The following is a 13,119-nucleotide window of genomic DNA, read 5'->3' as shown; positions in this document are numbered from 1 at the left end:
GCTCTATTTCCACCCTGCTTAACCGCTATTCACGTTTAACCATTCTCTATTCGAAGGAGACTATATTAATGAAAAAAAACCGCAAATCAGTCCTTTCTCTTACGCTTGTGACTGCCATGATTCTATCTCTATTCTCCTCGGCTATGGCTTCAGCTGCAACTGACAACAGCGAACAGGCCAATGCATCACCCGCTCCAAGCAAAATGCAGACCTATGTAAACGCCATGGAGCCTGGCTGGAATCTGGGTAACTCTCTGGACGCCGTTGGTGAAGATGAAACTGCCTGGGGCAACCCGCGCATTACGAAGGAACTAATTCAGTCGATCGCAGATGAGGGCTACAACAGTATCCGTATTCCTGTAACCTGGGAAGCCCATATCGGTGACGCACCCGACTACACAATTGATTCCGCTTACATGAATCGGGTTCAAGAAGTGGTAAACTGGGCCCTTGATGCGGATCTCTACGTCATGATCAATCTTCACCATGATTCCTGGCGCTGGATCAGTTACATGGAGAAAGACCATGACAACGTGCTTGCACGTTATAACTCTGCTTGGACTCAGATTGCGGACAAATTCAAAGATGCATCCGATAAACTCATGTTCGAAAGTGTTAACGAACCACGTTTCTCTGAAGGCGGCACAACAGATGCAGCGATTGGATATCGCATGCTGGACGAATTGAATACTTCTTTTCACAAGATCGTAAGAACTTCGGGTGGAAACAACGAGACACGTCCACTTGTGCTTCCAACGATGCATACCTCTTCCGCTCAACCTGATCTGGATGAACTGAATAAGACCATTCAGAAATTGAATGACACCAATATTATTGCAACCGTTCACTACTACGGGTTCTGGCCATTCAGTGTGAACATCGCAGGTTACACCAAGTATAACGAGGAAGTACAGAAGGACGTTACCGACACATTTGATCGGGTATACAATGCTTTTACAGCGAAAGGCATTCCGGTTATCGTCGGTGAGTATGGCTTGCTTGGTTTTGATCAACACACAGGTGTCATTGAGCAAGGCGAAAAACTGAAATTCTTCGAATTTGTTGGACAATATCTGCGTCAAAAACAGATGACAACGATGTTGTGGGATAACGGTCAACACTTCGGTCGCACAAGCTTTACTTGGTCTGATCAGGAATTATTTGATACCATGAAAGCCAGCTGGACAGGTCGCTCATCCACAGCCGAAACGGATCTCGTATATCTTAAACAAAATGAAGCCATTCAAGATAAGAAGGTAAAACTCAATCTGAATGGGAACAAATTCAATTCGTTGAAAAATGGCACTACCCCTCTTGTCAGAGGTAAAGACTATACGATCAAAAAAGATGTACTTACGTTAAAATCCAATCTGTTAACCAAATTGACAACCTCTGGTGATTTGGGCGTAAATGCCACACTCACGGCTGGATTCAATGAAGGTGCTGACTGGAACTTCAATATCATTAAATATGACACACCTAAGTTGAACGATGCAACAGGTACAACCAGTGCATTTGTCATTCCGACTACGTTTAACGGGAACCAACTGGCAACAATGGAAGCAACATATGCAAACGGAGAGAACGCTGGTCCACAGAACTGGACTTCATTCAAAGAATTCTCCTACACATTTAGCCCAGATTACGAACGTAATGTGATTGAGCTGAAACCTAACTTCTTCAATGAAACGAATGATGGCGAAGTCACGCTTAAGTTCCATTTCTGGAACGGAGATGTGCTGACGTACAAAATCACGAAAAATGGAACAAGCGTTGTTGGCGTAACTTCCAAATAAGAACTCATCTAACGTTCTGTTCAGAGCTTTAAGCTCTGGCAGAACGTTTTTTTGTTTCACCAACGACCGAATAACGTACAAGTAACCCTTCATACTTTTACAGTAACTAGGACTGAGGGGGAAATGTCATGTTTAAACGTGTAGACCGTCTTGCCATCGAACTACCCATATCCAATAATCCGGATCCTAATGGAGCTAGTGCAGTTCAGGAGTTGCTTGGTGGAAAGTTCGGGGAGATGTCAACATTAAATAACTATATGTTTCAGTCATTTAATTTCAGAGGCAGATCCAAGCTGCGTCCTTTTTATGACATTGTTGCAAGTATTACCGCGGAGGAATTCGGCCATGTCGAACTTGTCGCCAATACGATTAACCTGATGCTTGAAGGTTCCACTTCACCAGGCGCCCCGGACTCTACCCCGCTACGTTTAGGCAAAGACGCACGGATGACTTCACATTTCATCGAATCGGCTCAGACAGCGCTCCCGTATGACTCCATGGGAAGACCCTGGAATGGTTCATATGTCGTGAGCAGTGGCAATCTGATCTTTGACCTGTTGCATAATTTCTTTCTTGAATGCGGAGCCAGGACCCACAAAATGAGAGTCTACGAAATGACGGACAACAAAACAGCCCGAGAAATGACAGGTTATCTGCTTGTTCGCGGCGGTGTGCATGTTCTTGCGTATGCCAAGGCACTGGAAATTGCAACGGGAGTTGATGTAACGAAGATGTTCCCTATTCCGCGACTGGATAATAAAGCTTTTGAAACGACACGTAAGTGGGAAGCGAAGGGAGAACATCGCAGGCTGTACACGTTTAGTGACAAAGATTATCAGGGGATTGCTCAGATCTGGAAAGGGACGCACCCAACCGATGGGGGTAAACTGGAGGCTTTTGCAGGCTTACCGGGGTATGGAGGGCCAGTACCTGAGCTACCTGATCTGCCGGAAGAATTTGCGCCAGGGATATCCGCGGAAGATCTAATGCAGATTGCAGAGCGACTGAAGCGTCACGCTGGCCTGTAGGATCACGATTAACGTTTGCTTTTCATAGGGCGTCGATTGGATAATCGTACACTGGTGTTACCTTGTGTGCTAGAACACTTTGTTTAATTAGAATATTGATGATCCGTTTCTTTAATTTCATACGATTGTACACAAAAAAGGGGAATGGGAGAGATACATCTCTCCCATTCCCCTTATAACGTGCCACTATTGTGGCTCAGTAAATTTCACTACCAGCACCGCTTCCCCATTGGCTTGAACATGACCTGTTGAGGTTGCTGTAACAGTTGCTATCGTTTCGTTTCCACTTGGGACCAACACAGGTGTAATCAAAGGCAGACCCGCAGACTGAATGACATCCATGTCAAATTCAATCAACAATTGACCTGCAGTTACACGATCTCCGCTATTCACATGCGCGGTAAAACCGTTCCCTTTTAGTCCAACCGTATTAATTCCGATATGAACCAGCATCTGTACACCCGTCTCATGCTCCAGAATCACCGCATGTTTACTCTTGTTCATGACATGTGCGATGAAACCATCAAACGGTGCATACACTTTTCCTTCTGATGGCTCAATGGCAATGCCCTCACCCATGTGTTTTTCCGAGAACGCCGGGTCAGGAACCTGCTCCAGAGCAACGACGGTACCGTTCATTGGCGAAGCGATTTCGAGAAAATCTACCTTAGGACGATTGCTTGTAACGGCATCGGTAACTGAATTAATACGCGGATTAGAGTCCTCTGCTTTAACTTCAGTTGATGTTACTCCACTGTTCTCATGGCTCACCGATTCTTCTGCGACCGGTTGATCCTTATATCCGAAGAACCAGGTAAGTGCAAATGCAATCGCCATGGCAACTACGTTGGACAAGATATACAACGGCAGTTGGCTGTTCAGATAGAGCAGTGTACCAGGAATAACCGTTACAGCCATGCCTGTACCCTGCAGATGGAACAAGGAAGCGATGAAACCACCTACACCACCACCAACAAGTCCCATAATAAATGGTTTCATATAACGCAAGTTAACTCCGAAGATCGCTGGCTCCGTAATGCCCAGAAATGCGGACAAGGAAGAAGGTAATGCGAGTGCTTTGAGTTTCATATTTTTGGTCTTCAGACCGACTGCGAGACAAGCCGCTCCTTGTGCTGCCATGGCACAGGTAATGATGGCGTTGAACGGATTGAATCCCGTTTTCTCCAGTAGCTGAATCTCCAGGAAATTAAAGATGTGATGTACACCGGTAACAACAATAATCTGATGGAAGAATCCAATGATAATACCTGCGATGCCAAACGGAAGATCCAATACGGCAGTTGTTCCATGCAGCACCCACTCTTCTAGGGAATGGAATACGGGACCAATCGCGAATAGTCCAAGTGTGATCATAACCGTTAACGTAATAAAAGGAGTCAGAATTAAATCCAGTGCCTCAGGCACCCGTCTTCTTAGTACCTTCTCAAACTTGGCTCCAATCAAACCTACAAAGAACGCTGGCAGAACCGATCCTTGATAACCCACGACAGGTATAAAACCGAACATATGCAGCGGCTGTGCTGATCCATCTGCCACCGCGTAAGCATTGGGTAATGCGGGATTGACCAGCATTAGCCCCAGTACGATACCAAGTACTGGACTTCCGCCAAATACGCGGAATGCGGACCACGCTACAAGTGCAGGTAGAAATGCAAATGCGGTATCCGTCAGGATTTGAGTGAACAACAGGAAATTGGCCGAGATATCATCCGGTGTTGCACCGAATAACGCCAGAATTTCATTCTGGGTAAGTAATCCGCGCAATCCCATGAACAGTCCTGTAGCTACCAGTACGGGAATGATGGGTACAAATACGTCACCAAACGTGCGGATAGCCCGTTGAAAAGCATTTCCTTCTTTTTTCCCCTGACTCTTCACATCTTCCTTGGACGTTCCTTCGATGCCCAGCTTCTCAACCTCTTCAAAGATTCGATTCACTGTTCCCGTACCAAAGATAATCTGATATTGACCTGAGTTGAAAAAGGCGCCTTTCACCTTCTCAATATTCTCGACCGTTTTCTGATCAATCTTTTCTTTATCTTTCACCATGATGCGAAGACGAGTTGCACAATGTGCAAATGATGCGATATTCTCTTTGCCCCCGATGGCATGAATGACTTCTTGGGCAATCCGTTGATTCTCCGACATGTTATCTCATTCCTCTCACGTAATACTTAATAATTCCATTGAGTTGCTTCAAAATCAGCTTTGCCTCCGCGTGCAAAGAAACGAATGTCCACGCTGTCCCGGCTTGGGAAAATGCGGCTGGTAAAGACCTCTTCCCCATCGTTCACAAAGATCTCGACCGAGGACGAATCTACGAACAGATGGAACTTAATCACTTCCGCAGTAAGTGTGCACTGCCGTACAACGCCATTCTGCTCTGCCAGCTCGGTACCAGACATGGTCCGATCCAAGACAACTTTCTGCTGAATCCGATCATACAGAAGAACCGTTTTTTCAGTTCCATTTGCCCGGAATTCGATGCCTACAACCTCTGCTTCTATATGGCCTATCTCACATATCAGTTCATAGGCAATCCCATTAAAACCAGTGAAAGATCGACTCTCATTGTCAATTGTTGCGCGAATATGTGTACCTTTATCCTGCTGACGTAATTGGACCGTCTCTGCAACCGGTTGTTGAATTAACTTGCCGTCTCTCAGTGACAATTGCCGAGGAATAGTCAGGCAATGAGCCCAGCCACTATCGTCTGTTGGATATTCCAGATCGGGAAGTCCCATCCATCCAACCAGAATACGTCTTCCATCCGGAGCCTGCATCGTCTGCGGAGCATAGTAGTCGAATCCACGATCCAACTCCTGAAATTCACCATGATTGAACTCTCTCGACTGGAGATTGAGCGGCTCACCGATCAGATAACCGGACTGAAAAATATTCTGATAATGATCTCCCGCAGCGTCTAAGCCTTGTGGGGAAAAGACAAGTACACCTTTCCCGTCTATCTCCATATAATCCGGGCATTCCCACATGTAACCAAAGGAGGTTAACTGCGTGCGAATTTCACCAAGAAACTCCCAGTTGTTCAGATCAATGGAGCGATACAGCACTGTACATCCCGTCTCATCTGTTCTCTGCGCACCAATTACACAATAATACGTGTCTCCTTGTTTCCACACCTTGGGATCTCTGAAGTGTTCCGTGTATCCGGCTGGCACAGACGAGATCACGGGATCATTCAGTTTGGTTACTGAACCGCTTTCATCCATAACTGCCAAGCATTGATACGGATGTCTGACCCAATCCTCATCTCTGGTATTGCCCGTGTATAGCAAGTGCAGCTTGCCGTCTTTTTCAATTGCGCTACCGGAATAAGCTCCGTGTGAGTCATACCTGCCACCCGGTTCGATTCCAATCCCGACATTTTCCCAGTTCACCAGATTCTTCGAGCGGGTATGATACCAGTATTTCATGCCATGTTCTGTCCCAAGTGGAAACCACTGATAGAACAGATGATAATAGCCTTGATAATATGCAAAGCCGTTAGGATCATTAAGTAGACCTGTTATCGGCTGAATGTGATAACTTTGTCTCCAAGGACATACGGATATCTGTGCTTCAAGCTTCGCAATCTCTCCATGCTCTGCTTGCTCAATTCGTCTGTAGCGTTGCTCTCTAGTCATTTTCATAGCTGTTCTCCATTCAAAATATAGGAACCGGTTCCATTCGACGCAAAAAAATAATTCCATATGGCACTAATGCCTGCCCGTATTCGCATATCCGTATTGGATATTCATAATGGAACCGGTTCGATGGAATTATCATAAAGGATGTTTTTATAATTTGTCAACGCTTTCTCGAGGAATTAGTTCTACGTCCAGTGTTGTTCGTTCCTCCACCGACTCGCCTTTGACCATTCGAATAATGTGATTCGCCGCTACTTTCCCTGCCTGTAAATAATGGTATTTCACCGTCGTCAGCGTGGGATGAATCATCTCCGTAATATCATATCCGCCAAATCCCGTAACAGACAAATCTTGCGGTATGCGGATTTTATTGGAGAATGCAATCTTCATCACACCCAGTGCGATATTATCCGTGGCCCCCACGATGATCGTTGGTGTGGTCTCTTTCAGTATGGCTTCAGCGGTAACGATGGCTTCAGACATCTTAAAGCTTGTCTCATAATACTTCACTTCACATCCACCACACTCGGCGATTGCTCGCTGGAACCCTTGTTTACGATAGATTCCTACCGCCCGATCCTTCTCGCTAACCCCCATATATACGATCTTGCGGTGACCCTGTTCGACGACATATCTGCCCATCTCATAACCTGCCTGATCATCATTGTGAACCAGACTGTGCAGTTGCTCATGCTGCTGCCCTACCAATAACACCGGAATCCGTATATCCTCAACGGCCTTCAGATGTGCTTCGGTCACTTCAGCAGCCAGTAGAATAATACCCGATACCTTCTGTCGTGCAAAATCATAGATGGCATCAATCTCCCGTTGCATGTCCTGACTCGTATTTGCGATAAGCATCTGATACTGATTACTCCGCAGTTCTTCATCAATTCCGATCAATGTCTGTGATGTTGCAAACGAATCAAGACGTGGCACAACCGTACCTATGATACTGGTCTTCTTAGCCTTCAGACTCTGTGCAAATGTATTGGGAACATAGTTGTATTGTTTGATAATACGCTCAATCTTCTGGCGTGTATCCTCACTAACGGATCCGCCATTCAGGAAGCGAGAGACCGTGCTTTTTGCCACACCTGCCATCTGAGCGATATCAGAAATCGTTTTATTCATAAAGACTCCTCTTATTTCTATTAGCTAGTTTACCTTTTATTATACTTCGAATCGCAAATCCATGGCGAATTTGATTCAACTCCATTTAATACACATCACGTTGTACAACTCCGAATAAACAACAAAAGCCCGATGGCAATGTGACGTTCATACCGAAGTATGATCCGACATTCATCAGGCTGTTAAACTTCCATATAGACATTTGCACAGATCATTAGGGCAAGGATAATCCCTATCCCTGCTGACTCAGACCTCAATAATAATTGGCAAGATCATAGGTCTTCGCTTCGTTTGAGCGTAAATATAGTGACCAATCTCATCTTTCAGCTTTCTTTTGATCACATTCCACTGATTCACCCCAGCCCCGGTCAACTCATCCATCCGGTTTAGAACCAGCTCATGGATCTCATGCATGAATTCTTCCGAATCCTTAACAAATACAAACCCTCGGGAGATAATTTCGGGTGACGTGACCATCTGTTTTTCCGTTTTGCTCAGTGTAGTCACAATCACCAGCATGCCATCGGAGGATAGTTGCCTGCGATCACGCAGTACAATATTGCCGACATCACCCATGATCAGACCGTCTACGAGACTATTTCCCGATGCAATTTTGGGACCCAGCGAAGCAATGCCGTCTTTGTACTGGACCATATCCCCATTATTCACTATAAACACATGATCACGCTCTATACCTACGGATTCAGCAAGCAGTCTGTGTTGATACAACATGCGAAACTCACCGTGGATCGGAATCAGATAATCCGGTTTCATCAGGGTAAGCATCAATTTGAGTTCTTCCTGACTGCCGTGTCCGGACACATGCATCCCAGCAGCACCACTTGAACCATATATCACACGTGCTCCGAGAACATACAGGTTATCAATTACATGTGCAAGATTTCGTTCATTGCCCGGAATGGCTCCGGCAGCAATAATGACCGTGTCCCCGGCGTTAATTCTTACGTGAGGATGTTTACCGGATGCCAAACGTGACAATGCTGCCATCGCTTCACCCTGGCTACCGGTGCATAATACAACAACTTGTTCAGGTGGAAACTGATCCGAATCGATAGCTTCAATCAGCAATCCGTCAGGAACTTGCAAATACCCCAATTCACTGGCCACCGATACCACATTCACCATACTTCTGCCCAACAGTGCCAGTTTGCGGCCCGTCTCGAATGCTGCATTCACAATCTGCTGTACCCTGCTGACATTCGACGCAAAGGTCGAGATGAATACTTTTTGTTTTGCACGGATAAAGGCATCCAGAATGTGGTCTCCCACAACACGCTCGGAAGGTGTAAATCCGGGTCTTTCTGCATTGGTACTCTCGGAGAGCAAAATATGGACACCCTGTTTGCCAATCTCGGCCATACGGTGCAGATCAGGGAAAGGTCCATGTACAGGCGACATATCAAACTTGAAATCTCCGGTATGCACAACATTGCCTGCTGGGGTCTGAAAAAAGATACCAAGACAATCCGGTATACTATGACTGGTTGCAAAAAAGGAAACCTCGATCCCTCCCAGCGTAATGCTGGAATGAGCATCGATCGTATGCAAGTCGGCCTTGCGCATCAGCCCATGCTCTTTCAGTTTAAGTTCGATCAGCCCACGAGTGAGCCTGGATGCATACACCGGGATGTTCATTTGTTTCAACAAATAGGGAATGCCACCAATGTGATCTTCATGTCCGTGAGTAACCACAAGACCCCTTACTTTATCCAGGTTCTCCAGCAGATACGTTACATCCGGAATGATCAGATCAATACCAGGCAATGTCTCATCGGGAAACTTCGAACCACAGTCAATCACGATGATGTCCTGATGGTACTGGATAAAATACATATTCTTTCCTATTTCATTCACGCCGCCAAGTGCAGCGATATAAAGTTTGTTGTGGGCTAGATTCAACTCTGTTATTCCTCCTCTGCGTGGCAATCGTATACGATACGGATCTATATTCCTAGTATGGAAGCAATCGCCTCAGTTATGCATTTCAGCGTGATTATGCCAAAAAACCACCATGGAATTTTCATTCCATAGTGGTTTATACGTAAAATAAATGCGGTTACACCAATGATTTATCACGCTGTAGTAATACGTCTTGTTCATAGGTTTTGATATCGGTGATCCACTTTTCACGAACTGGAACGCCTTGCTGAGCACAATAGTAGTCCCAGATCGCGCCAAACGGATAGGATTTGAACTCTTCCGTTAAGGCAAGACGCAACGTGTAATCCCCTTCCAATTCGGCTTGTTTCAAGGCATCCATTGGTTCGAGCATCGCACGCAGAAGAGCTTTGATGGTGTTGCGAGTCCCCACAACCCATGCAGCTACACGGTTAATGCTTGCATCAAAGAAATCCAGTCCAATATGTGTGGTCGCAAGCAGATCATGTCGAACCAGTTCACGGGCAATTTCCAGCAACTCATCGTCCATGATTACCACATGGTCACTATCCCAACGCATCGGGCGGCTTACGTGAAGCAGAATGCCACTTGTAAACAAAGACAAGGACGACAGTTTATTAGAAATAACCTCTGTTGGATGGAAATGACCCGCATCCAGGCAGATTAACGTATCATTTTGCAAACCGTAACCCATATAGAATTCATGAGAACCCACCACATATGCTTCCGAACCGAGACCAAACAGCTTACTCTCTACCGCGTCCAGGTTGTGCTTCGGGTTAAGTGGTTCGCCGAATACTTCATCCAGCGATTCTTTGAGACGTTTGCGTGGTGTCAACCGATCAACCGGATTATCCTTGAATCCGTCCGGTACCCATACATTGGTTACACAAGTCTGACCAAGCTGTTCCCCGAAATAAGCACCAATCCGGCGGGACGCCTTGCAGTGATCAATCCAGAACTTGCGAATTTCAGGGTCTGGATGACTGAGCGTGAACCCGTCACTTGATTTTTCATGGGAAAAACATGTTGGGTTGAAATCCAGACCAAGTCCTTGTTCTTTGGCCCATTTCACCCAGTTCTCATAATGCTTTGGCTCAATCTGATCCAGTTCAACCTGCTCGTCTGTATCCGTGTAGATCGCGTGTAGATTGACCTTATGTTTGCCAGGAATCAGAGCAAAAGCTTGCTCCAGATCGTTACGAAGTTCTGCAGGGGTTGTCGCAGCCCCCAGATACTGACCTGTAACGGAAATGCCACCTGTTAGCTCTCCATCTTTGTTCAGAAAACCTTTGACATCGTCGCCTTGCCAGCAGTGTACGGATACTTTGATCTCCGCGAGTTTGTTCAGTACCTCGTCCGTATCAATTCCGTGCTGGGCATACAATGCCTTGGCTGCTTCATACGCTTGCTTGACTTGGTTATCCATCCGCAAAAACCCTCCTATTTTAACGTGTAAATGCTGCCGGTACACCGCCATCAATGGTCATCATACAACCGGTTGTTTTTTCGGATTTCGAAGAAGCAAAGAATGCAATTCCTTCCGCAATATCTCTTGGATAGATATTCACGAGCAAAGTCGTCCGTTTACGATAATACTCTTCCAATTGATCCGGTTCAATTCCATATGCCGCTGCACGTTCGTTTCTCCAGGAACCGTTCCAGATCGCTGAACCCTGTAGAATGGCATCTGGAAGAATCGTGTTGACACGAATGCCATACTCTCCACCTTCTGCTGCAATACAACGTGCCAGATGCGCTTCCAGCGCTTTCGCTGAACTGTAAGCAGAAGCACTCTTACCTGCATACACCGAGTTCTTGGACCCGATAAATACCATGCTTCCCCCAATACCCTGCTGTTTCATCAGCTTGAACGCTTCACGAGCCACGAGGAAATACCCTGTACCCAGAACATTCATATTCAGGTTCCATTCTTTCAGGGACGTTTCGTCAAATGGGCTGGATGTCGCCAATCCGGCATTGTTCACGATGATATCCACTCCGCCATACTGCACCGCAACATCAGCATAAGCAGATTGAACGGCTTCCTCATCGGTGACGTCCATTTTCAGCGCATAAGCACGATTCTCACCGTACTGATCATTGATTTCCTGTGCTACCTTCTGTGCGCCCTCCAGGTTGAGATCAGCAAGCACCACATGTGCGCCTTCAGATACCAATCTGCGTGCTGTTTCACTTCCGATCCCGCCTGCGCCGCCTGTAATAAACGCCACTTTACGGGAGAATTCGGTTTCTGCTGGAGCCAAAGACAATTTGTACAATTCCAGCGGCCAGTACTCCACATTGTAAGACTCGTTTGCACTAAGTGATACGAATTGGCCCAAGCTAGTAGCCCCACGCATAACGGCAATCGCTCTGTGATACAACGCTCCGCTTACTTGGGAAAGCGCCCAGCTCTTGCCAGTATTGATCATGCCCACACCTGGAATGAGGATAACGCGTGGTGCCGCTTCGAACATGACATCACCTTCGTTTTTGTTGCTCTCAAAATACTGTTGATACTGCTCTTTGTAGGCAGCCACACCTTCTACCAACTTGGCTTTTAAACCTTCAATATCTTCCGCATCCGGTGTCCAATCGATGAACAAAGGTACCACTTTGGTATGTACCAGATGATCCGGGCAAGCTGCACCCACCTGAGACAATTCCGGGGAATCTGCTCCGCCCACAAAAGCAAGTACGTCCTCTTGATCATCAAAGGACAAGATCATTTTTTTGCTATCCGATACCGCTCCACGAATCGTTGGCATTACACGAGATACGATCTGACGACGAACATCAGCGGCGAGTGCCAGGTGTTTCACACCACCAAACAAACTTTCTTCGTTCACCCGTGCTTCGATGAATGCTTCCGCTTCATTGATAATCTTGATCGTTTGAGCGTAACATTCCTCGGATGTTTCTCCCCAAGTGACAAGTCCGTGTTTTTCCATTAGTACGAGTTCGGCATTGGGATTCGAGAATACGCTTTCAGCAATCATTTTAGATAACGTAAATCCTGGACGTACATAAGGCACCCATACAAATCGATCACCGTAGATCTCTCTCGCCAATTCCTTGCCGTTATGCGCACAGCACAAGCTGATAATGGCATCCGGGTGCGTATGATCCACATGTTTATATGGAAGGAACGCATGCAGCAGAGTCTCGATAGAGGCACGTGGGTGCTTGGCATCAATCATGCAATGTCCCAGATATTCAACCATCTCTTCATCCGACATGGATTCACGTTCAATTAATGGTCGAATGTCTTCGAGCCCAAGTCCGGTAAAATGTTTCGCTTCCATGGAACCCAGATCAGAGCCGCTTCCCTTCACATACATTACTTCTACATCACGACCACGAAAATCCTTCACTGTCGTTTTGGTAGATGTATTGCCACCGTAGATGTTACATACACTGCGATCAGTTCCAATCAGATTGGATCGGTAAACCAACTGCTCAAGTCCTGTTGTTTTCTCAGATGCCTGCGATGCATTCCATAAACTCTGTACCATTTGTTTCCCTCCGATAATGTTTGTTTTATTCCTAATCCGAGTTTAACATCTTTGT

At 46.1% G+C, this 13,119-nt stretch carries 8 protein-coding genes; 2 read left to right on the top strand and 6 right to left on the bottom strand.

The genetic code is table 11. The annotated features are described in order from the left end of the window. Nucleotides 1–68 precede the first annotated feature (68 nt). Both EL84_RS19575 and EL84_RS19570 read left to right on the top strand, forming a co-directional pair. Complete coding sequence (locus EL84_RS19575; protein WP_047842768.1) at nt 69–1,796, top strand: cellulase family glycosylhydrolase; 1,728 nt, start codon at nt 69–71, stop codon at nt 1,794–1,796. A gap of 128 nt (nt 1,797–1,924) precedes the next feature. Further along, nucleotides 1,925–2,824: a manganese catalase family protein gene (locus EL84_RS19570; protein WP_047842767.1), complete on the top strand. Its 900-nt coding sequence runs from the start codon at nt 1,925–1,927 to the stop codon at nt 2,822–2,824. Nucleotides 2,825–3,010: 186 nt separating this feature from the next. Here the strand turns inward: EL84_RS19570 and EL84_RS19565 are convergent, their stop codons facing one another. The 6 genes from EL84_RS19565 to EL84_RS19540 all read right to left on the bottom strand — a co-directional run bounded on the left by EL84_RS19565 (nt 3,011) and on the right by EL84_RS19540 (nt 13,064). Further along, nucleotides 3,011–4,993: a sucrose-specific PTS transporter subunit IIBC gene (locus EL84_RS19565; protein WP_047842766.1), complete on the bottom strand. Its 1,983-nt coding sequence runs from the start codon at nt 4,991–4,993 to the stop codon at nt 3,011–3,013. Between the two features lie 26 nt (nt 4,994–5,019). Next, entirely contained in the window at nt 5,020–6,495 is a 1,476-nt protein-coding gene (locus EL84_RS19560) for a glycoside hydrolase family 32 protein (protein WP_047842765.1), read from the bottom strand. A gap of 147 nt (nt 6,496–6,642) precedes the next feature. Next, the gene (locus EL84_RS19555; protein ID WP_047842764.1) at nt 6,643–7,626 is read right to left on the bottom strand and encodes a LacI family DNA-binding transcriptional regulator; all 984 of its coding nucleotides are present in this window, start codon (nt 7,624–7,626) and stop codon (nt 6,643–6,645) included. A gap of 246 nt (nt 7,627–7,872) precedes the next feature. Continuing rightward, nucleotides 7,873–9,546: a ribonuclease J gene (locus tag EL84_RS19550; RefSeq protein ID WP_047842763.1), complete on the bottom strand. Its 1,674-nt coding sequence runs from the start codon at nt 9,544–9,546 to the stop codon at nt 7,873–7,875. A 157-nt stretch (nt 9,547–9,703) separates the two neighbouring features. Next, nucleotides 9,704–10,975: an L-rhamnose isomerase gene (gene rhaA / locus EL84_RS19545; protein WP_047842762.1), complete on the bottom strand. Its 1,272-nt coding sequence runs from the start codon at nt 10,973–10,975 to the stop codon at nt 9,704–9,706. A 19-nt stretch (nt 10,976–10,994) separates the two neighbouring features. Next, nucleotides 10,995–13,064: a bifunctional rhamnulose-1-phosphate aldolase/short-chain dehydrogenase gene (locus EL84_RS19540; protein WP_047842761.1), complete on the bottom strand. Its 2,070-nt coding sequence runs from the start codon at nt 13,062–13,064 to the stop codon at nt 10,995–10,997. Nucleotides 13,065–13,119 lie beyond the last annotated feature (55 nt).

The sequence above is a fragment of the Paenibacillus sp. VT-400 genome, assembly GCF_001029205.1.
GTDB classification, from domain to species: domain Bacteria; phylum Bacillota; class Bacilli; order Paenibacillales; family Paenibacillaceae; genus Paenibacillus; species Paenibacillus amylolyticus.
The sequence above is the reverse complement of the archived record's forward strand: the minus strand, read 5'-3'. Positions and strand labels throughout refer to the sequence as shown.

Coding starts and splice junctions, on each gene's coding strand:
- EL84_RS19575 (WP_047842768.1), top strand. CDS start 69: ATGAAAAAAAACCGCAAATCAGTCCTTTCTCTTACGCTTGTGACTGCC.
- EL84_RS19570 (WP_047842767.1), top strand. CDS start 1,925: ATGTTTAAACGTGTAGACCGTCTTGCCATCGAACTACCCATATCCAAT.
- EL84_RS19565 (WP_047842766.1), bottom strand. CDS start 4,993: ATGTCGGAGAATCAACGGATTGCCCAAGAAGTCATTCATGCCATCGGG.
- EL84_RS19560 (WP_047842765.1), bottom strand. CDS start 6,495: ATGAAAATGACTAGAGAGCAACGCTACAGACGAATTGAGCAAGCAGAG.
- EL84_RS19555 (WP_047842764.1), bottom strand. CDS start 7,626: ATGAATAAAACGATTTCTGATATCGCTCAGATGGCAGGTGTGGCAAAA.
- rhaA (WP_047842762.1), bottom strand. CDS start 10,975: ATGGATAACCAAGTCAAGCAAGCGTATGAAGCAGCCAAGGCATTGTAT.
- EL84_RS19540 (WP_047842761.1), bottom strand. CDS start 13,064: ATGGTACAGAGTTTATGGAATGCATCGCAGGCATCTGAGAAAACAACA.